This is a genomic window from Amycolatopsis iheyensis (assembly GCF_024703995.1).
Taxonomy (GTDB): Bacteria; Actinomycetota; Actinomycetes; order Mycobacteriales; family Pseudonocardiaceae; genus Amycolatopsis; species Amycolatopsis iheyensis.
The window spans coordinates 242473-263345 of sequence record NZ_JAMXQV010000012.1; the positions used below are offsets into that span (position 1 = coordinate 242473).

At 70.5% G+C, this 20873-nt stretch carries 14 protein-coding genes; 3 read left to right on the top strand and 11 right to left on the bottom strand.

The genetic code is table 11. The annotated features are described in order from the left end of the window. Positions 1-667: 667 nt before the first annotated feature. Positions 668-1771, bottom strand: coding sequence for a PucR family transcriptional regulator (locus tag M8542_RS23465; protein ID WP_257922362.1), 1104 nt, complete (start codon positions 1769-1771; stop codon positions 668-670). A gap of 124 nt (positions 1772-1895) precedes the next feature. Between M8542_RS23465 and M8542_RS23470 the strand changes: the two genes are divergently transcribed. Continuing rightward, positions 1896-2756: an esterase/lipase family protein gene (locus M8542_RS23470; protein WP_257922363.1), complete on the top strand. Its 861-nt coding sequence runs from the start codon at positions 1896-1898 to the stop codon at positions 2754-2756. On the opposite strand, the gene M8542_RS23475 is transcribed toward M8542_RS23470, so the two are convergent. Beyond that, the gene (locus M8542_RS23475; protein WP_257922364.1) at positions 2745-5903 is read right to left on the bottom strand and encodes a GH92 family glycosyl hydrolase; all 3159 of its coding nucleotides are present in this window, start codon (positions 5901-5903) and stop codon (positions 2745-2747) included. The two genes, M8542_RS23470 and M8542_RS23475, sit on opposite strands and share 12 nt — an antisense overlap. Before the next feature lie 123 nt (positions 5904-6026). Between M8542_RS23475 and M8542_RS23480 the strand changes: the two genes are divergently transcribed. Beyond that, the gene (locus tag M8542_RS23480) at positions 6027-6722 is read left to right on the top strand and encodes a response regulator transcription factor (protein ID WP_257922365.1); all 696 of its coding nucleotides are present in this window, start codon (positions 6027-6029) and stop codon (positions 6720-6722) included. Then, entirely contained in the window at positions 6712-8616 is a 1905-nt protein-coding gene (locus M8542_RS23485; RefSeq protein ID WP_257922366.1) for a sensor histidine kinase, read from the top strand. The genes M8542_RS23480 and M8542_RS23485 overlap by 11 nt, the downstream gene beginning before the upstream one ends. Positions 8617-10364: 1748 nt before the next feature. Here M8542_RS23485 and M8542_RS23490 read toward each other — a convergent pair. From M8542_RS23490 to M8542_RS23530, 9 genes are all read right to left on the bottom strand, one after another. Then, positions 10365-11192, bottom strand: coding sequence for a carbohydrate ABC transporter permease (locus M8542_RS23490; protein ID WP_257922367.1), 828 nt, complete (start codon positions 11190-11192; stop codon positions 10365-10367). Beyond that, a complete protein-coding gene (locus M8542_RS23495) occupies positions 11182-12066 on the bottom strand; it encodes a carbohydrate ABC transporter permease (RefSeq protein ID WP_257922368.1) in 885 nt (294 codons plus the stop codon). Before M8542_RS23495 ends, M8542_RS23490 begins: the two co-directional genes overlap by 11 nt. Then, on the bottom strand, positions 12063-13355 hold the full coding sequence (locus M8542_RS23500) for an ABC transporter substrate-binding protein (protein WP_257922369.1): 1293 nt from the start codon (positions 13353-13355) through the stop codon (positions 12063-12065). Before M8542_RS23500 ends, M8542_RS23495 begins: the two co-directional genes overlap by 4 nt. Positions 13356-13428: 73 nt before the next feature. After that, positions 13429-14484 carry a LacI family DNA-binding transcriptional regulator gene (locus M8542_RS23505; protein WP_257922370.1) on the bottom strand — a complete coding sequence of 352 codons (1056 nt, stop codon included), beginning with the start codon at positions 14482-14484 and terminating at the stop codon, positions 13429-13431. A gap of 48 nt (positions 14485-14532) precedes the next feature. Next, positions 14533-16152 (bottom strand): FAD-dependent oxidoreductase, encoded by a 1620-nt coding sequence (locus tag M8542_RS23510; protein WP_257922371.1) that lies wholly within the window; start codon positions 16150-16152, stop codon positions 14533-14535. A gap of 241 nt (positions 16153-16393) precedes the next feature. After that, positions 16394-17545, bottom strand: coding sequence for a 4-hydroxybenzoate 3-monooxygenase (locus M8542_RS23515; protein WP_257922372.1), 1152 nt, complete (start codon positions 17543-17545; stop codon positions 16394-16396). A gap of 70 nt (positions 17546-17615) precedes the next feature. Then, on the bottom strand, positions 17616-18353 hold the full coding sequence (locus tag M8542_RS23520) for an IclR family transcriptional regulator (RefSeq protein WP_257922373.1): 738 nt from the start codon (positions 18351-18353) through the stop codon (positions 17616-17618). A gap of 47 nt (positions 18354-18400) precedes the next feature. After that, positions 18401-20167 (bottom strand): chitinase, encoded by a 1767-nt coding sequence (locus M8542_RS23525; protein WP_257922374.1) that lies wholly within the window; start codon positions 20165-20167, stop codon positions 18401-18403. Positions 20168-20236: 69 nt separating this feature from the next. Next, complete coding sequence (locus M8542_RS23530) at positions 20237-20791, bottom strand: AAA family ATPase (protein ID WP_257922375.1); 555 nt, start codon at positions 20789-20791, stop codon at positions 20237-20239. Between the last annotated feature and the right edge of the window lie 82 nt (positions 20792-20873).

Sequence of the window (20873 nt, forward strand, 5' to 3'; positions counted from 1 at the left end):
TTACCGAGCCTCGAACACCAGTTCATCACACGAAGGGGTGGCAGGTTAACGAACTGTCCGGACCACAGAACACCAGCCACAGCAGCAAAGCAGGGGAGAGATTCGTTGCGTGGGGAATCGGCGCTACCGGCCACAGGACCAAACAACCACAGGGCGCCGATTTCCCACGCCCCGGCGAAGCCGCATCTTGAAACCCTAGTGCTGCATACCATAGGACTTCTGACAGGGATAACCATCCCCAGTAGCAGACCAGTTAGCAGGATACCCATTCTGAGCCCAAGCAGCAAAAGCCTGAGCATAGGTATAACCCCGAGCACGCAACCACTGACAGGGAGTCTGCCCAGCAGCAGGAGTGATGACAATCCAGGGCTGAGCATTGACCCACCCAGCCTGGGCATACCACTGATCGGAAGCAGAAACCCCTCGAGAAACAACAACGGTAGAGGGAGCAGCAGGAGCAGGAACGGTAACAACGGTAGTACCAGGAGCAACCGGCACCCCGACAACCGGCATCCCACAAGCGGCAACAGCGACCAGAACCAAAGCGAGAATTACGACAGCTCTCATAGGAATCAACTTCTTCCGTGTCCGCCACCCAGGAATCGGCCGCACAGCCGATTCTGCAACGGGTCAGCGAGAACGCGACCCAAGCGTTATCCCGTGGGATTCACCCGTGCTGCGCGGCGATGTCGTAAGCCGTCATCGCGGCGGCCAGCCGACGGGCGTCCGCGGGGCGGGTCGCGTCGTAGCCGGTGATCAGTTGGATGCGGCCGAGCCGATAGGTCAGCGTGTTGCGGTGGATGTTCAACGACGAAGCCGCTTCGCCGCGGTTGTAGTCCGACGTGACGAACGCGCGCAGGGCGTCGATCAGGTGGGGGTGGTCCGCCAGCGGCGCCAGCACGCGAGCGAGCGCTTCGCGTGCCGGGCCCGGGCGCGCGAGCTGGAATTCGACCGCCAGGTCCGCGAGCCGGTAGAGCCGAGGCGGACGGCGCAGGCTCTCCGCCAAGCCCAGGATTTCCACGGCCTCGGCGTGCGCGGCCGGAATGCCGGCCAGGTCGGGGGCGTGGGAAACGGATGCCATGCAGGGTCGTCCGCAGATCCGGTCGATGCGTGCCGCCAGCGTGTCGACGTCGGAGTCCGACGGCACCAGCAGGACCCCGCCGTCGCCCTTGAACGTCACCAGTGCCTGACTGTCCAAATCGGACCGGACGGCGCGGAACAGGTCGGTCGCCGCCCGGGTGCCGGCGGCGAGCGGCGGCGCGGGCAGGTGGAACACGACGACCTCGTAGCTGTCCGCCAGGCCCTGGCGCCGCACCGGGCGGCCGGCGAGCAGGCTGGCGGCGAGGTTCTGGCGGTCCTCCCGGTCTTCCCAGTCGAGGTCATCACGCTCGCGCAGGTACGCCTCGGCGACGCGGGGCATCACCTCGCCGAGGAAGTCGAGCATGCGGGCGCCGAGGACGAGACGGTCGCCGTCGGCCAGCTCCCAGGCCACGCGAGCAGCCAGCGGGTACACCTTCAGCACGGCCTCGAGCGGCAGGCCGTCGCGCGCCCGCTCCGCGCCCCACGCGATCGGCAGGGCGAGCTCGTCGGACGTCGGGCGCCGGTCCTCGGCGACCGTGGTCAGGAACAGCTCGAACACCGCCCGCGCGTTGGCGACCAGGTCACCCTCGAGGACGGTGGCCGGCAGCAGCCGGTACGCCGGGATCTCGGCCGCGCAGCGGGCCATCATCGCGGCCGCGATCTCACCCGATCGAGGGAAGAGCTCGGCCACCGGATCCATGCCACATTGTCACCACGCACAAACGCCCTCGGCAAGTTTCTGCGCGTTTTGCCAGCAGACAGCGTTGATCGACGGGCGCATGCTGTGCATACCAACCAGGCGAAAGGACTCGGCAATGGCGCGGGGAACGAAACGATGGCTGGCCGCACTCGGCCTGGCGGGCGTGCTGACGATGGGTGCGGCGGTCCCGGCGCAGGCCGCGAGCGGCGGCAACAACGACTTCGGCTGCCGCCCGAGCGCCGCCCACCCGAACCCGGTCGTGCTGCTCCACGGCACCTTCGCGACCTACTACGAGGACCTGAACTTCCTCCAGGCCGACCTCGCCGCCCGCGGCTACTGCACGTTCTCGCTGACCTACGGCGCCTACCCGCAGTTCCCGTTCGTCGGCGGGCTGAAGCCGGTCGCGGAGTCGTCGCTGGAGATCAAGAACTTCGTCGAGCAGGTCCGGTCGGCGACCGGCGCGGCGAAGGTCGACGTCGTCGGGCACTCCGAAGGCGGCCTCCAGTCGATCTACCTGGCGAAGATGCAGGGCATCCAGAGCGAGATCGGCAAGGTGGTCGCGATCGCGCCGCCGACGCACGGCGCCAACGCGTCCGGCCTCCTGACCCTGGCGTACACGCTGCTCGGCAAGAGCACCTGGGACACCATCGTCAAGGCGATCGGCCTGCCGATCTTCGCCGACGAGCTGGACGGCGGGGCCGCGATCGTCGCGCTCAACACCGGGCCGGTCGCCCAGCCCGGCATCGACTACACGATCATCACCTCCCGCTACGACGAGCTGGTGACCCCGACCGAAACGTCGTTCATCCGCGAGCCGGGCGTGCACAACCGGTACGTCCAGGACTCGTGCCCGTTCGACCCGGTGGGCCACATCGGTGAGGCTTACGACCTCAACGTGTGGCACCTGGTCCGCAACGCGCTCGACCCGGCGCACGCCGCGCCGATCAAGGTCTGCGCGGTCGGCTCACCCGGCTGACCCGATCGCGAAGACGTGCAGGTCCGGGTCGGTCGGCAGGGTCACCGAGGCGATCGTCTTCCCGGCCGGGGCGTCGAACGGCGTCGTCGCGTAGACCGACGCCCCGCCGCCCTGGCCGCCCGGTTGGTTGCGGTGGTCCGTGCGGGCCACCAGCGTGTTGCCGAACACCGGATCGGTGCCGCCGCCCGGGAAGACCCAGTCGCCGAAGGACAGGTCGGCCTGGGCGGTGGTGCCGTCGGTGAAGGTGACCGTCGTGGAGGCGCGGTGGTCGCCGTTCGAGGCCGTGCCGATGAACGACAGCCGCGTCCCGGCCACCCGCACGGTCTGCCCGGCCGGGACGACGTTGTCCGGACGGCCGGCCGGCGCGGCCGGCCAGGTGAACGTCGTGCCGGCTGCCTGGCCAGCACGGCCGCCGACCAGGCCGGCCGCGGCCAGGGCCTGGCGGGAAAGGCTGTTCCCGGCGCCGTCGATGTCCGCCGAACCGGTGTCGCCGTCGTCGGAGATGCCCACGTTCGAGTACGCCGCCGCCAGTCCGCCCGCGGGCGCGACCAGGACGATCAGCGAGCCGGGCACCGACGTCGAGCCACTGCGGACGGTCACCGGCACCTGGTAGTACCCCTCGGGTGTCCCGGCGGCGACCGACACCGAAAGCTTCGCTGTGCCGCTGCCGGTCCGGTCGTCGAGCCGCAGCTGCCGCGGCCCGGTCACCGAAATCCCCGCCGGGGCCCGAGTGCCGATCTCGAGGGAACGGTCGTGGCCGGAGAGCCGCTGCGCGCTGACCGTGGCCTCCCCCGTGCTCCCGGGCGCGACGACGACCTGGTTGGTCGTCGAGGCCAGGAACGGCTTCTCACTGTCCCGATAGGACGGCGGCGGCGAACCGGCCGCCCAGCGCTTGTCCGGAGTGGACACCAGCGAGAAGTCCAGCCGGCCGCCGTCGCGCGCGGTGTTCACGGGCAGGTACGTGCGGTCCCAGTCTTGGCCGTTGAGCGACAGCGAGTGGACGTAGGTCGCCGGAGCCCGCGGCGCGTGGATGTCGATCGTCCGCCCACCCGGCAGGGAAAGCACGGCGCGTTCGAACAACGGGCTCGCGACGACCAGGTCCGGCGTCCCCGGGGTGGCCGGGTAGATGCCGAGCGCGGCCCAGACGTACCACGACGACTGCGCGCCGAGGTCGTCGTTGCCCGGCTCGCCGTCCGGTGTCGCGCTGAACAACGTCGTGGCGATCTCGCGGACGACCTGCTGGGTCTTCCACGGCTGCCCGACGTGGTCGTAGAGGAACGGCACACCGAAGTCGGGCTCGTTGCCGGCCCACATGTTCGGCTCGTTCGGGCCGACGTTCAGCTTCTGGAAGAACGTGTCCAGCCGCTGCGAAACAAGAGCAGGTCCACCCATCGCCGTCACCAGCCCGGCCGGGTCCTGCGGCACCAGCCAGGTGTACTGCGCGGCGTTGCCCTCGTCGAAGCCGTCCTGGCCGAACTTTCCGGGCGGCGGCGGGACGTAGGCCGGGCCGTCCGGGAAGCGCCCGTCCTGCGCACGCGGCTGGAGGTAGCCCGTCAAGGGGTTGAAGATGTTCTGCCAGTTCTGCCCGCGGCGACCGAACTCGCGCGCGACGTCACGGTCGCCGATGCCCTGCGCGAACTGGGCGATGGCGAAGTCGTCGATGGCCCACTCGAGGGTGATCGACGCGCCGACGCGGGCGTGGTCACCGCGCGAGGCGTCGTTGTTCGGCAGGTACCCACGAGCGACGTAGTCCGCGATGCCCCGGCGTTCCTGGTACGCCCCAGGCGTTTCGTCCACTGACGTCGCCCCCTTGACCAGGTACTTCAGCGCCGTCTTGACGTCGAAGTCGCGGGCGCCGAACGCGTAGAGGTTCGAGATGAGCGCGACCGAGCTGTCGCCGGTCATCTGTCCCGTGTAGGCGTTCGCCATCGGCCAGCGCGGCCACCAGCCGCCCTGCACGGCGTCGTTCGTCAGCGACTGCGCCATGTCGCTGGCTTCCTTCGGGAACAGCATGGCGTGCAGTGGCGCGAGCGAGCGGTAGGTGTCCCAGTCGGAGAAGTTCGCGTACTGGTGGCGACCGACGGGGAGCGTCCGGACCTGGTTGTCGAAGCCGATGTACCGGCCGTCGACATCGTCGAAGGTGTTGGGGTGCATCAGCGAGCGGTACAGCGCCGTGTAGAACGTCTTGAGCTGCGCGGTGTCGCGGCCGGCGACGCGGATCTTGCCCAGCGCCTGCGTCCACTTGTCCCTTGTGGACTTCCGGACGGCCGCGAAGTCGAAGCCGGGGACTTCCGCGGCGGCGTTGGCCTTCGCGCCGTCGACGCCCACATAGGACATCGACACCTTGGCGCGCACGGTCGACGTCCCGAAGGTCAGGTAGGCGCCGGCTCGCGGCGAGTCGACGCTGTCGGTGCCCGGCTTGACCGACGAGCCGTCCCAGGTGCCGTGCGCGGTGAACGGCTGGTCGAAGGTGATGTCGTAGTAGACGGTGTACTTGTTGCCCTTGCCGCAGAAGTTGCCGGTGGTCGCCGAGCCGCTGACCTCGCGGTCACCGGTGATCTTCAAATCCGCGTGAGAGTTCCCCGCGAGGCTCGCGCCGCCCTTGACCAGCACCTGCGGCGTCGACCCGGCCGGGTAGGTGAAGGTCGCGAGCCCGGTGCGGGTGGTCGCGGTCAGCTCGGCGCGGACGTTCGAGTCGGCGAGCGTCACGGCGTAGTAGCCGGGCTCGGCCTGCTCGCCGTCGTGGCCGAAGTGCTCGGTGCGGTCCCAGGGCGCGCTGCCGACGTCGCCGGTGACCGGCAGGAGCGGCACGTCGCCGAACGCGTTGCAGCCGACGGAGGCGTGGTCGAGGCTGAAACCTCGGATCTGGTCCGAGTGGTACTGGTAGCCGGCGTACGCGCCCTGCGTGTCCGGCGAGAACTGCATCATCCCGAACGGCGCCGCCGGCCCGGGGAAGTTGTTGATCTCGCCGACCGAGCTGCCGCCACGGCCGGTGCCGATCAGCGGTTCGACGTACGCCGAAGGGTCGCCGACCAGCGGTGACAACGTTGTCGGAGCCGCCGAAGCGACCGCGGGCACCCCGATCACCGCCGTCGCGACCAGCGCCGCCATGAACTTGTATCGCACCGTGCCTCCCAGAGCTGTCATCCGACCTTTACCGCCGCACGACCCCGGGTCAACACTTTGACAAAGACCTGGCTCGTGTCCGGAGGTGTGAAGATCCGGTCAGGATCGGGTGGTGACGGTGTCAGGACGCCTAACCTCGGTGCCGTGTGCGCACGTGTACTGGTCGCCGAGGACGACGAGAAGCAGGCCGAGGTCCTCCGGCTCTACCTCGAGAGCGAAGGCCACACCGTGGTGCTGGCCGCGGACGGCCGCGCGGCCCTCGACGAAGCCCGCCGCGACCGGCCCGACCTGCTGGTCCTCGACGTGATGATGCCCGAGGTCGACGGCCTCGACGTCTGCCGGATCCTGCGGGGCGAGTCCGACGTCGCGGTGCTGATGCTCACCGCCCGGGCCACCGAGGAGGACCTGCTGCTCGGCCTCGACCTCGGCGCGGACGACTACCTGACCAAGCCCTACAGCCCGCGTGAGCTGATGGCCCGCGTCCGGACGCTGCTGCGGCGGACCTCGACGCACCGCGAACCCCCCGACACGGCGTTGCGGGCCGGCGCGCTGCGGGTCGACCCGGTGCGGCACGAGGTGTCGGTCGACGGCCGCCCGGTGGAGACGACGCCGGGTGAGTTCCAGCTGCTCGAGACGCTGATCCGGCAGCCGGGCCGGGTGTTCACGCGGCGGCAGCTGCTGGAGCTCACCCGCGGCGACGACCGGTTCGTGTCCACCCGGATCATCGACGTCCACGTGCTCAACCTGCGCAAGAAGCTCGAGCCCGACCCGCAGCACCCCGTCTACCTGCGGACCGTGTTCGGCGTCGGGTACAAGCTGACGGCGGAAAATGACACGTAGCTTTCCCCGCCGACGCAGTCTCGTCGTCCGGCTGACGGCGGTCTCGCTGCTGATCGCGCTGGGCTCGATCGCCGCGACCGCGTGGCTGGCCGTGCAGACCACCACGCGCGCGATCCAGCAGGAACAGGGCCAGGCCCTCTCCGGCGACGCGACGATCTACACCGAGGTGCTCGGCTTCGCGGCGGCCAACCACACCTGGGACCAGGTCGGCCCCAAGCTGCGCGCGCTGTCCGAGCAGACCGGCCGCCGCGTCGTGCTGACCACCCTCGACCGCCGGGTGCTCGGCGACTCCGGCGGCGCGCCGGTGACGCTGCCGGTGAAAGCGACCGCGTCGGTCGACCCGCTGCACGTCGACCCCGTGCTGCTGCCCCAGGCCGGGACCAGCGGCATCGACCCGCGCGCGGTCGGCCCGTTCCGGCTGCCGCCCGACGAGCGCGCCGACCTCGACGGCCTGGCCAAGAAGGCGGTGGCCTGCCTCGACGCGATGGGCATCACCGGGCAGGTGCGGGAGTCACCGAGCGGGCGGGCGCAGCTCACCGGGGCCGACCCGCTCAGCGTCCGCTACTTCGCGGCCAAGTGCGGGATCTACGAGCTGGCCGAGGCGACGCCGACCGAGCAGGCCGCGCTCGACAGCCTCAACGAAGCCGTGAACCGCTGTCTGGGGAACCAGGGCGCGGAGCCGGTGAAGCTGGGTCTCGACCTCGAAGCGCTCGGGGTCGCGGACCAGGGGCCGAGCCAGGGCTGCCTCGACTCGGCCCGCCGTGAGCAGCTGACGCCGTTCGTCGCGCCACCCGCGTTGCTCTTCACGCTCGGCCCGGGCGGTTCGCAGCTGCCGACGTTCACGCTGTCGCGGGAGAACCTGGCCCGGATCCTCGCGGTGACCGGCGGCGTCCTGGTGCTGGCCGCGCTGGTCACCGTGCTGGTCGCGCGGCGGCTGTCGCGGCCGCTGCGCGCGCTGACCGAGGCCGCCCAGCAGGACCGGCCGGCGCCGGTGAAGTCCCGCGACGAGGTCGGCTACCTCGCCGCCGCGTTCAACGACCTCACCGCGCGGCGCGAGCGCATCGAGGAGCAACGCAAGGCGATGGTCAGCGACATCGCCCACGAGCTGCGCAACCCGCTCAACGTCATCCGCGGCCGGCTGGAGGCCGCCGAGGACGGCCACCTGCCGTTCGACCGGGCGCTGACGACGTCGCTGCTCGAAGAGACCGTGCTGCTGCAGCACATCGTCGAGGACCTGCAGGACCTCGCCGCGGCCGACGCCGGGCGGCTGCGGCTGCACCCGGAGCCGGTCGACGCGGCCGAGCTGGCCGGCCACGTCGCCGCCGGGCACGCCGACCGCGCGGCCGCGGCCGGCGTCACGCTCACCGTGTCACCCCACGGCGAGACCGGGCTCGAGGCCGATCCGGTGCGCTTGCGCCAGGTCATCGGGAACCTGGTGACCAACGCGGTCCGGCACACCCCGCCCGGCGGCCGCGTGACGATCCACGTCTCGTCCACTGTGGACGAGGTGGTGATCGCCGTCGCGGACACCGGCGCCGGGATCGCCGCCGGCGACCTGCCGCACGTGTTCGACCGGTTCTGGCGGGCCGAGAAGTCCCGCAGCCGCCAGACCGGTGGCAGCGGGCTCGGCCTCGCCATCGTGCGGCACCTCGTGCGGGCCCACGGCGGCACGGTGCGCGTCGAGTCCGAAGTGGACGCCGGCTCGACGTTCACCGTCCGGCTACCGAAGCCGGATCTCCGTGGTGAGGGTGCCGGGGTGCGGGACGCGCAGGACGTGCAGCTTCCGGGCGCCGTCGCGGAGGAAGGTGACGGCGGTGGCGGTGACGGTCGCGGCCAGGGGCGTGCCCCAGCCGATCGTGATCGTCGTGGCGCCACGGCGGATCGTCAGTCCTGACGCGGTCGCCGCGGCGTCGGCGCCGTGGCGGACCGGGGTGCCGCCGGCGAACCGCACGTCGTCGCCCGGGTGCAGGACCAGCGGGATCTGCTCGGTGAGCGGGGTCGTGCCCCGGACCGCGCGGGTGACGGTGTCCCTCGTGATCGTCAGGTCGGTCCGGATCCGGGTGTCGAGGCCGTACCGGACGACGACCGGCGCGGAGCCCGGCACCTTACGTGTGCCGTCCCAGGGGCGATCGCCGATGGCGTAGGTCGCTTCGAGGAGGCCGCGGGCGTCCGCGGTGCCGTTGGGGAGCAGGCTGGCCCAGCACTGCGCGTCGTCCTGTTGCGAGTGGACGACCATGCCGGCCCTCGGGTGCCAGAGCATCCCCTGCGCGCCGCGGACGTAGCTCGACGGGCGCGTGCCCCAGAACCCGGCGAGGTACAGCTGCGGCCGTCGCACGTAGACGTAGGTCTGGTTCAGCTCGTCGTCCCGGCGCTGGACGGCGAAGTCGTTCGAACGCAGGTAAGGCAGCTGCCGGATCGACGCCTGCTTCGCGCCGTGCGAAGGGAAAGCCTCACCGTAGGAGACGTGGGCGAGGATGCGCGGCGAAGTGTCCTGTTTGGCCGGTCCGACCGCCGGGCCCGGGACCCGCGCCCACTGCCCGCGTGTCTCGGCGCGGTCCTCGCGGGTGGTGAAGAACGCGGCGAGGTCCGGGACCTCCGGCACGAACAGCGAACCGAGGTTGGTCCGGTCCGGGTCGGGGATGACGTCGTCGTAGCAGGACACGTGCGTGCGGCTCGACGTCGCGACGTAGGTCAGCGAGCCGGCGCCGTCCGGCTCGCGGACGACGTTGTAGCCGAACCAGTCCGCGAACTTCCGGGCCATGCCGACGACCGTCCGGTCGCGGGTCAGCGCGTAGATCTCGGCGAGCTCCGGGAGCATCACCTCGAAGTTGTAGTTGACGTCCATCCCGGTCGGCTCGTAGAAGAAGCCGGCCGGGCTCTGGCCGTTCGCCGCGAGGAACTCGATGCGGTCGCGCAGCTTCCTCGCCAGCCCCGCGTCCGGGTTCAGCTTCAGGGCCAGCTGGGCCGACGAGAGGCCGGAGGTGTTCTGGTTGGCGAACTCGATCGGGTGCGCCCAGATCGGGTTGGCCGGGTCGAGGAACCAGGTCATGCCGAGGTGGAGCGAGGCTTCGAGCTGAGCGCGCCGGGCGGGCAAGGCGTCGGCCTGCCGCAGGTTGGCGAGGGTCTTCGCCAGGTAGCCGAGGCCGAACCCGGTGGCGGCCTTGGACTTCTCGGTGATCGAGTACTCCGGGAACGAGCCGTCGGCGTGCTGCAGGCTCAGGTAGTGCGAGATCGCCGCGTCGAGCCGGTTCCGCAGCGCGGGGTCGCGGTGGTACGGGTTCCACGGCCGCCGGTTCGCGTAGAACCAGCTCAGCGTGTAGACGTGCTCCTGGACGCGGGCGTTGTACGGCTCGCTCGGCGTGCGCCACCAGCCGCCGCCGAAGAACCCGAGCGTGGCGGGATCAGTGCTGACATCGTTGACAATGCCCGGCAAAATGGCGAGGTAGGGCGCGAAGCGCTGCTCCTCGGGCGTGAAGAGCCGCCGCACCGGAGCGCCGGGCGGCAGCGGGGCGAGCGGCGGGTACGGCAGGGCTTCGGCCGACGCGGTCCCGGCGCGGGCCACCCCGAGCAGGGTCGCCGCGGCGGCCCCACCGAGGAAGGTTCTGCGATCGATCACAACTGCCTCCCGGCATTTCGACAGCGCTAGCCTTTGAGGCCGCTCTGGGCGAGCCCTTCGACGAACTGGCGCTGCGCGATGATGAACACGATGAGCACCGGCACGACCGTGGTGGTCGCGGCGGCGAGCTGGACGTTCCAGAGGTGGCCGCCGTAGACGTCGACGTACTGCGTCAGCGCCACCGGCAGCGTGAACATGTCCTTGTCGGTCAGGTAGACCAGCGGTTCGAGGAAGAAGTTCCACGTGTTGAGGAACGTGAAGATGGCGACCGCGGCCAGCGCGGGCTTGGCGATCGGCAGGGCGACGCGTCGGTAGAGCCCGAAACGCGACAGGCCGTCGAGCCGGCCCGCTTCTTCGAGTTCGCCCGGGATCGTGATGAAGAACTGCCGCATCACGAACGTCGCCAGCACGCTGGGCGCGCCGAAGATCGGCACGACGATCAGCGGCCAGTGCGTGTTGGTCAGGCCGAGGTCGTCGACCACCCGGAACAGCGGGATGATCGTGACCTCGCTCGGCACCATCAGTCCGATGAGGATCAGCGCGAACAGCTTCTCGCCGCGGAACCGGATGCGGGCGAACGCGTACCCGGCCAGCGAAGAGAAGAACATCGTGCCGAGCGTGACGAGCACGGCGATGTAGAGGCTGTTGAAGTACTGCCGCGCCAACGGGAAGTCCGTGAACGCGGTTTTGTAGTTCTCCCACTGCGGCTGGTTCGGGAACAGCTTCGGCGGGTACGCGAGCACCTCGTTGGCCGGCAGCAGCGACGCCGTGATCATCCACCAGGTGGGGAACACGAACGGCACGGCGAGCACGACCATCACGACGTAGGTCGCGATCTTGGCCCTACGACTCATGGAACACCCACCGCTTCCGCATCCGCCACTGCAGCAGCGTGAGCACGAGGATGACGAGGAACAGCACGACGGCCAGCGCGGAGCCGTAGCCGAGGTCGTGGTTGGCGAACGCCTGCTGGTAGAAGTAGAAGACCAGCACGTTGGTGCTGTCGGCGGGCCCGCCGAGGGTCAGCACCTGGATCTGCGCGAACACCTGCAGCGCGCCGGCGACCGTGATGATCGCGGTGAGCAACGTCGTCGGGCTGATCATCGGCAGCGTCACCGAGCGGAACCGGCGCCACGGCCCGGCGCCGTCCAGCTGCGAGGCCTCCACAATGGACTGCGGGATGCCCTGCAGCGCGGCCAGGAACAACACCATGTTGAGCCCGACGTTCTTCAGCACCTGCACCACGATCACCGACAGCATCGCGGTGCCGTTGCCGCGCAGCCAGTTCGGGTCGTCCACGCCGATCGTCTGCAGCAGCGAGTTGATGCCACCGTTGTCCTGCAACAGGAAGTTCCAGACGATCGTCCACGCGACGAGCGTGATCACCACCGGCGAGAAGAAGACCGTCCGGAACACCGTGGTGCCGCGCAGCTTCAGGTTGAGCAGCAACGCCAGCGACAGCGCGAGCGCCAGGTTCAGCACGACCAGGCCGACGCAGAAGATCGCCGTGGCGCGGGCGACCTTCGGCGCGGTCGGGTCGTCGAACAGCTTCGCGTAGTTGTCCGCGCCGGCGAAGCTCGACGTCCCGGCCAGCAGGTTGACGTCCTGGAAGCTGTACCAGACCACCGCGGCCAGCGGCGCGACGACGAAGGCGAGGAAGCCCAGCGCCTGCGGGGCGATGAACAGCCACCCCGCGAGCTCGTCGCGCCGCTTCGACGTCAGCGTCACTGGCCCAGCGCCGGGTCGATGGCCTGGCAGACCCCCGCGAGCGCGGCAGGCACGTTTGCGTCCGGCTTCCACATCGGGTCCAAAGCGGACTGCACGAGCGACGCGATCCGCGCGCTCCCGGTGTGCGACGGCAGCACCGCGCCGGTCTTGATCCCGTTGACCACGACGTTCTGCAGCTGCTCCTGGCTGAACAGCGGGTTGGCCTTGGCGAGGGTGGCCGCGTTGAGGAGGCTGTCGCGCGCGGGCGGGAAGTACTGGCCGAGCTTCGCGGAGTTGGCCGGGTTGGTGAAGAACGCCAGGAAGTCCGCGGCGGCCTTGGCGTGCTTGCCCTTCACCGGGACGCCGATCCCGGCCTGGCCGATGACCTGCGCGTTCGCCTTCGGCCCGGCGGGCAGCGGGACGATGCCCCACTCGAACGGCTTGGCCTTGAGGAGCCCGGCCCGGCTGATCTGGGCGATGGTCAGGCCGGACTCGCCGGCGAAGAAGTCCGCCGTCGTGCCCGGGCCGGGCAGCGCCTTGTCGGTGAAGATCGCCTGGTGCAGGAACGTCATCGCGGACGTCATCTCCGGGGAGGTGAACCCACAGGACCTGCCGTCCGGGCCCCAGGCGTCGGCGCCGAAGCCGCGCCACACCGAGGCGAGCAGCACCCACTGCTTGTACTCGAACTCGCGGATGACCAGGCCGGCCTTGCCGGTGTCCTTCGCCGCGACCTGGGTGGCGATCTGCCTGGCGGCGTCCCACGTCCACCGTCCACTCGCGACCAGCTGGTCGGGTGTCTCGGTGACACCGGCCTGGGTCAGCAGGTTCTTGTTGTAGAACATGCCGAACGGCGACGTCGAGAACGGGTAGGCGTACAGACCGTCGTCCTTGGTCCACAGCTTCGTCGCCGAAGGCACCAGCTCGCCGGCGTTGTAGCCGGGCGCGGCGTCCAATGTGGCCTTCAAGTTCGTGAGCGCGCCGGACTGGACGAAGTCCGGAGCGTCGCGCTCGAGGATCCACGCCAGGTCCGGCGGGTTGCCGCCGGACATCTGGGTGGTGAGCGCGGCCGAGTAGGCGCTGGTGTCACCCGGGACGACGTCGAACTTGACCGACGCGACCTCCGGGTGGGCCTTGCGGTACTCGGCGGCGATGGAGTCGAAGAGGGCGAGCTGGTTCTTGTCGGTCGTCCAGACCGTCATGCGCAGGGCGATGTTCGTGTCGTCGGCGGCGCCGCCGGAACAGGCGGTCGAGGCCAGCACGACGGCCGACATGGCCGCGGCGGCGAGCAGCCGGGTTCTACGGTAGGCCACGGTGCCTCCTGGTTATTCGAATTAGCAGCGACGGTAAGCGCCGCCCGGAACGCTGTCAACAGGCCGTTCGGCCTCAGCGGGAGTCTCTTGTGGAGGGGTTCGCCGTGGTGGCGCCCTCGTGGATCGTGCACGGCAGGAGCAGCTGGCGCGGCTTGGGGTTCTGCAACAGCTCGACGAGCACGCGCACGGCGTGCACGCCCATTTCGTGGCGCGGGATGCGGAACATCGACCAGTCCGTACCGGTGTTCGGCACGGCGTGCGCGTGCGGCTGCTGCGACGGGTCGGCGTCCCCGAGCACCACAATGGACAGGTCGTCGGGCACGCCCAAGCCGAGTTCGTGCGCGCAGGACAGGACGGCGTCGGCCATCGCGGAGCTCTCGACGAGCAACGCCGTGACGCCTTCGTCGAGCACCTGCCGCAGCGCGAGCGCCGGATCCTCCTCGAGGAACACCAGCGGCGTCCGGCGGTGCTTGCGCGCCGCGGCCTCGTACCCGGCGCGGCGGTCGAGCGTCGGCTCGTTCTGCTCGGTCACGCTGAGCAGGCCGATCCGCCGGTGCCCGAGGCCCCACAGCCACTCGTGGACCTCACGGGTGGCCGCGACGTAGTCCGCGCCGACGTAGCTGATCGGCCCGGTCGGCGACTCGCGCCGGCCGACGAACACGAACGGGAACTGCTCCTCGACGAGCTGCGCGAGCTCCTGCGGGTCGTTGTGCCGGCCCAGCAGGACCGAGCCGTCGGCGATGCGCAGCCGGTTCGTGCCCGCTTCGTAGATCCGGCGGCGCCCGTCGCGGCGGCCACCGCTGGTGAACAGCAACAGGTCGAAGCCCTGCTGCTCGGCCTCCTCCTCGATGCCGAGCAGGAACGGCCGGTAGAAGTCGGCGACCCCGGACGGGAACACCGACTCGTAGGTGAACACCCCGAGGATCCGGTTGGACTTGCCGCGCAGCCGGCGGCCCATGATGTCCACGGTGTAGCCGGTTTCGCGCAGCACCTGCTGCACGCGGTCGCGGGTCTCCGGGGTGACGCGCAGGCTGTCGGAGCCGTTGAGCACCATCGACACGACGGCCTGCGAGACGCCGGCCAGGCGTGCCACCTGGGCCTGCGTGACCCGGCCCGAACCCGCCGTCATCCGTGACTCCCTCCCGCTCGGCTCCGTCGCACCTTACCGGCGACACGGTCAGTACCCCCGCACTTCCGGCCACCGGCGTTCCACCCCGGCGGCGTCCAGCACGCGCGCGAAGTCCTCGAAGAGCCGCAGGTCTTCCCGCACGGCTTTCGGCTCGACCCCCTCGCCGACGGCGAACGCGGCGAGCAGCCCGGCGACCTCGCCGACGTTCCACTCCACCGGGTGCAGCCGGAAGCAGCCGTTCGTGATGTGCGTGGTGCCGATGTTCTTACCGGCGGGCAGCAGGTTCGCCATCCGGACCGGCAGCAGCGTGCCGAGCGGGATCTCGTACGGCACGCTGGCGACGTCGACGTAGTTGCGCCCGCCGGTCGACGGGTGCAGGTCGATCCGGTAGCTCCCGACGCCGACCGCGTCCTCGCGGCGCACACGGCCGTCGACGCCGAGGATCTCCGCCGAGACGTCGTGTTCCGTGACGGTCGTGACGGCCTTGATGCGCCGGGCTTCCCGCACGTACGCCGACTTCGCGAGGCCGTCTTCGGTGCCGGTGACGTCGAGGCGCAGCCGGAGGCCGGGGAAGCCGGTGCCGCCGTCCGCGCGGGGTGCTTCGGTCTGCAGCCAGTACAGGACGGACAGGCTCAGCTGCTTGGCTTCGTGGTGCGCGGTTTTCACGTCGGCTTCGGTGGTGTGACCGGGGATCGCGAACGCGGGCTTGAGCCAGTAGTCGTTGAGGGGCCAGTTGACCAGCGTGATGTCGGAGCCGAACGCGCCCTCGGTGTGGAGGTTGCGGGCGAGGATGCGGCGGAAGGCCCACAGCTCCTTGTCGCCGGCGTCGGCGCTCTGGTCCGCGCTGACGGCGAGTGGGTCGCCAGGCGGGTTGGGGACGAAGGTGCGTTTGACCGGCTCGAGCGTCCGGGGGTCGGGCGCGACGAAACCGAGCAGCGGGCCGGGCCAGAAGTCCGGCTGGTAGTCACGCCAGAAGCCGTACAGCTCCGGCCGGTCGATGACGTGGTTTTCGCCTTCGTGGTGGGAAACCGCGAAGCAGTAGGTGAAACCCTGCAGATCGGCGGGGTCGGCGACGTCGGGCGCGTGCGGCTCGCCGTGTTCGCTTCGGGCTTCGGCGCCGGTGACGTGCTCGGTGCCGGTGAGCGGCAGGAGGTCGCCGTTCTCGGTGGCGTCCAGGACGTACCGGGCTTTCACGGTGACCCGGTCCTGGCCGCTTTCGAGGACCACGGCGTCGACGCGGTCGCCGGTGGTGTGCGCCTCGACCGGGCGGTGGTCGCGGAGGACGTGGATCCGCCCGGCGCTGACGTGCGGCGCGAGCATGGCTTCGATGACGGCCAGCGCGACGCGGGGTTCGTGGCAGAGCTTGCTGACCCGCCCGGCGCCGGGGTTGAGGTCGGCGCGCCGCGCGGCTTCGGCGCGGAGCGGGTAGTGGCGGCGGTAGTGGTCACGAATGCCCTCGCGCAGCTCGCGGTAGGTGCGGGTGGACCCGAACCGCTCGATCCAGGGGTTCTCATCGGGCGGCACCGCCTGCGCGGTGAGCTGCCCGCCGAGCCAGCCGGTCTCCTCGGTGAGCACGACCCGCCGCCCGTGGCTCGCCGCCCCCAGCGCGGCGGCCACCCCGCCGAGTCCCCCGCCGACGACCAGAATCTCCGTGTCCAGTTCCCTCATGAAGCCTTCCCGGCGCTGATAATTCGAATTACTACGCGGGTATGGTGCGCTCGCGAGGGGACGGACGTCAAGAGCCGGAACCAGACAGACCCCGTGATCAGCAGGTCGACACGCGTGTCTGGAGGGTCGACACGCGTGATTGCCGGGTCGACACGGCGCCGGCCGGGGCCCCGCGGTGTGTCGACCCTTCAATCACGCGTGTCGACCTCTCAATCACGCGTGTCGACTCTTCCCGCACGGGTTACAGGGGGATGCCGGAGTAGTTGTCGGCCAGTTCCGTCGCTGCGGACACCGAACTCACCGTGCGGCGGAGCTGGGAGAGCTGGAGCTGGGCGTCGAAGTCGTCGCCGTGGCGGTGCAGCATCGACGTCATCCACCACGAGAAGTGCGTGCAGCGCCAGACGCGGCGCAACGCCGTGTCCGAGTACGCGTCGGCGAGTTCGGTGTTCCCGCGCAGCGACGCCGTCAGCGCGCGGGACAGCAGAGCCACGTCGGCGACCGCCAGGTTCAGGCCCTTCGCGCCCGTCGGCGGCACGATGTGCGCGGCGTCCCCGGCCAGGTACAGGTTCCCGTGCCGCATCGGCGTCGACACGAAGCTGCGCATCGGCAGGACGCTCTTCTCGGTGATCGCGCCCGTCTCCAGCGTCCAGCCGGAAAACGCCAGCCGCGTCGAGAGCGCCGTCCAGATCCGGTCGTCGCTCCACTGCTCGATGTCCTCGTCCGGCGCCACCTGCAGGTAGAACCGGCTCACCCGCGGCGACCGCATGCTGTGCATCGCGAAGCCGTCCGGGTGCCACGCGTAGATCAGCTCGTCGGCCGACGGCGCGACGTCGGCCAGCACGCCCAGCCACGCGAACGGGTACGCGCGTTCCCACGCCTGCGACGACGGGATGGACAGCCGGCTCGGCCCGTGGAACCCGTCGCAGCCGACGACCACGTCCCCCTCGACGCGCCGCGGCTGCCCGGCACTGTCCACAAAGGTCACATACGGCTTGTCCGCCACGTCGTGCAGGGTGACGTCGGACGCCGAGTAGTACGCCGGGCGCCCCGCCTTCTCCCGCGCCACCATGAGGTCCTTGGTGATCTCCGTCTGCCCGTAGATCGTCACCGGCCGGCCGACGAGATCGACGAAGTCCAGGTGGTGCCGCTCCCCCGGCCACTGCAGGTGGATCCCGCGGTGCGCCATGCCCTCGGCGTCGAGCCGGTCGCCGACGCCCGCCTGCCGCAGCAGCTCGACCGTGCCCGCCTCGAGCATGCCCGCGCGGATGCGCGCCTGGACGTACTCCGGGGTCTGCCGCTCGAGCAGCACCGAGTCGATGCCTTCGAGACCGAGCAGGTGGGACAGCAGCAGCCCGGCCGGGCCGGCGCCGACGATGACGACCTGGGTGCGCACGGGAACGTCCTTTCACGCGGAGAGCCCGAGCATGGATCGGGCGACCGGCCACGCTCTACGACATTCTCATTCAGCGAGAGAGCATCCGCGAGATACCACGCGCGGCCGCCCGCAACGCGGGGATCTGCATCCGGGCGTTGCGGTCGTTGGGCACGATCACCGACAGCGCGGCGATCACCCCGCCACCCGGCCCGCGCAGCGGCACGGCGATCCCGGTGGTCTCCTCGTCGATGAAGCCGGCGCAGAACGCGTAGCCGTCGCGCCGGACGTCGGCGAGGAACCGCCGCAGCCGCGCCGGCTCGGTCAGCGTCGTGCGGCGGAACGTCCCGAGCGGGCCGGCCAGCACCCGTTCCTGCAGGTCGGCGGGTGCGTGGGCGAGCAGCACCAGCCCGGACGACGACGCGTGCAGCGGCAGCCGTCCGGCCACCCGCGTCACGTTGACGACCGCGCCGGGCGCCGAAAGCCGCTCGACGAACAGCACCTCGCGGTCCTCCAGCACCCCCAGCTGCGTGTGGTGCCCGACGACGGCGTGCAGGTCCTCCATGAACGGCATCGCGGCTTCGCGCAGCCCGAGCGTCGGCGACGCGCGCGACGCGAGCTCCCACAGCCGGACACCCACGCGAATCCTCCGATCGGGGTCACGCCGCAGCCAGCCGTGCCCGACCAGCTCGTCGACGAGCCGCGACGCCGTCGCGACGTGCAGGTCCGCGCGCCGCGCGATGTCGGTGACGCGCAGGGCGGGCGTGTCCGGCCCGAAGGACTCGAAGATCCGGACGACACGCGTCAGCACGGAGTCGCGGTTGGCCACGTCAGGGAGTGTGCCCCAGCCTCCGCGGCGGGGCACACTCCCGACGCTCACGGCAGCGAGTTCAGGAACGGCTCGTGGCTGTTCTGGAACTCCCAGTTGTAGTACTTGTCCCAGTTGATCGACCACGTCATCAGCCCGCGCAACGCCGGCGACGTCCCGCCGCGCAGCGTGTACGAGCCGCAGCCGCTGCCCTTGACCAGGCAGTTCACCGCCGTCTGGACGTCCGCGGGCGAGGTGTAGCCGTTGCCGGCGCTGACCGCCGCGGGCAGGCCGATCGCGATCTGGTCCGGCCGCAGCCCGGGGAAGAACTGCCCGGTGTTCGCGACGGTGAAGCCGGCCTTGAGCATGTCGGTCATCGCGATGTGGAAGTCCGCGCCGCCCATGTTGTGGTACTGGTTGTCCAGGCCCATCACCGGGCCGGAGTTGTAGTCCTGGACGTGCAGCACGGTGAGCGAGTCACGCAGCGCGTGGATCACCGGCAGGTAGGCGCCGGTGCGCGCGTCGCCGGCGCTGGTGCCGCCGTAGAACTGGTAGCCGACCTGCACGAAGAACGTCTCCGGCGCCATCGTCAGCACGAAGCCCGAGCCGTACTTGGCCTTGAGCGACTTCAGCGCGGAGATCAGGTTGACGATCACCGGCGTGGTCGGGTTGCGGAAGTCGGTGTCGCCGGCGTTGAGCGAGAGCGAGTGGCCCTCGAAGTCGACGTCGAGGCCGTTGAGGCCGTACTTGTCGATGATCGCCGAGACGGAGCTGACGAACTTGTCGCGCGCGGCGGTCGTGGTCAGCTGGACCTGGCCGTTCTGCCCGCCGATGGAGATCAGCACCTTCTTGCCCTGGGCCTGCTTGGCCTTGATCGCGGCGTTGAAGTCGGCGTCGCTCTCGACGTTCGGGCATTCGGCGACCGGGCAGCGGGTGAAGCGGATGTCGCCGGAGGTGACGGACGTCGGTTCGCCGAAGGCGAGGTCGATGATGTCCCAGGCGGCGGGGATGTCGGCCATCCGGACGTAGCCGGAGCCGTTCGCGAAGCTGGCGTGCTGGTAGCCGATGAGCGCGTGCTTCGGCAAGCCGGTGTCGACGCAGCCGGTGGTGGTGGCGCTGGTCGTCGCGCTCTTCGGCGATTCACCGGCGCTGTTGTACGCGGCCACCGCGTAGCTGTGCGTCGAGCAGGCGCCCAGGCCGCTGATCGTGGCGCTGGTCCCGGTGCCGGTCGCGACGACAGTGGCGCCTTCGTATACACGGTATCCAGTGACCGTGCCGGCGCTCGCGCCCCAGCTCAGGGCGATGGAGGAGTTCGTGACGGCGCCGGTCGCCGGCACGCCGGGCGCGCCCGGGGTGCCGGGGGTGTTGCCGCCGGGACCGTCGAGGACGACGTCGTCGGCGTAGTAGGTGCCCGCGCCGTACCAGCCGTGGAGGTAGAGCTGGGCGGAGGTCTGGTTGCCGGTGGTGAAGGTGAGGGACAGCTGGTTGTACGCGCCGGAGTTGCCGGACCAGGTCGAGGCGCCGCCGGTGATGCCGAGGTAGACGGGGTTCCCGCGCACCCAGGCGGAGACGGTGTAGGTGGTGTTCGGCTGCACGGACACGGTCTGGGCGCACTGGGCGTAGTCGGCGCCGACGGGTGTCCCGGCGAGGGCGTAGCCGCCGCCGTGCACGGGTGTGCTGACGGTGGTCGCGTTGGCGCAGGTCCAGCCGGAGAGCGAGCCGGCTTCGAAGCCGGGGTTGGTGAGGAGGTTGGCGGCCTCGGCGGGCCCGGCCGCGAGACCGGAGAGCGCCAGCACGGCGGCGGCGAGGATGACGGACAGTCTGGGACGCCTCATTGAGTCCTCCAGTCGGGGAGAACCCTTATTGTCTAGACCAATATGTCAAATGTCCAGACCAACTGTGGCTCAGCAGCCGACCAGCAGCTCGGCCACCACCCGGGTGCGCCCGGCGCCGGCCCGGTTGATCACCTGCACGCTCTCCCAGCCGGCCGGCACCCGCTCGGCCAGCAGCTCCGCCCGCCACTTCCCGGTCCGCCGCACGTGCCGCGCGAACGACCGCGGCCGCACCAGCCGGCCGCGGCTGCGCTGGCCGGCCAGCGCCTGCTCGGCCGTCACGTCGAGGAACAGCAGCCGCACCGGGCGGCCGCTCACCGCGCCGACCAGCGCCAGCAGCGCCCGGGTCGACGCGCGCGTCGAAGGTTCGTGGACCACGATCGGGCCGGCCGCCAGCAGCGCCCGCCGGACGATGCGGAGCCGGTGCCACGCGTGGACCACCGGGCGGTAGCAGCGGTAGGGCACCGCCGGGGCCGCTGCCGCCAGCCGGGCGCGCACCTGGTCCGAGTCCAGCACCGGCAGGCCGGACGCGGCGTGGCGGAGCATGGTCGTCTTGCCCGCTCCGGGCAGGCCCGCCACGACGAGCATGTCGCGTGGCCCGAGTTCGATGACGGTGGGCTCGCTCATGCTCCGTCAACGTCCCGGCGAAGGTAATGGTTCCTTTACCTTGTTCTCACGGAAAGTAGTCGGCACCTCGTCGGGGGTGGCG

What these genes read in the sequence shown, in the direction of transcription:
- M8542_RS23470 (WP_257922363.1), top strand. Translation starts at nt 1,896, where the DNA reads ATGGCGCGGGGAACGAAACGATGGCTGGCCGCACTCGGCCTGGCGGGC.
- M8542_RS23475 (WP_257922364.1), bottom strand. Translation starts at nt 5,903, where the DNA reads ATGACAGCTCTGGGAGGCACGGTGCGATACAAGTTCATGGCGGCGCTG.
- M8542_RS23485 (WP_257922366.1), top strand. Translation starts at nt 6,712, where the DNA reads ATGACACGTAGCTTTCCCCGCCGACGCAGTCTCGTCGTCCGGCTGACG.
- M8542_RS23490 (WP_257922367.1), bottom strand. Translation starts at nt 11,192, where the DNA reads ATGAGTCGTAGGGCCAAGATCGCGACCTACGTCGTGATGGTCGTGCTC.
- M8542_RS23505 (WP_257922370.1), bottom strand. Translation starts at nt 14,484, where the DNA reads ATGACGGCGGGTTCGGGCCGGGTCACGCAGGCCCAGGTGGCACGCCTG.
- M8542_RS23510 (WP_257922371.1), bottom strand. Translation starts at nt 16,152, where the DNA reads ATGAGGGAACTGGACACGGAGATTCTGGTCGTCGGCGGGGGACTCGGC.
- M8542_RS23525 (WP_257922374.1), bottom strand. Translation starts at nt 20,167, where the DNA reads ATGAGGCGTCCCAGACTGTCCGTCATCCTCGCCGCCGCCGTGCTGGCG.
- M8542_RS23530 (WP_257922375.1), bottom strand. Translation starts at nt 20,791, where the DNA reads ATGAGCGAGCCCACCGTCATCGAACTCGGGCCACGCGACATGCTCGTC.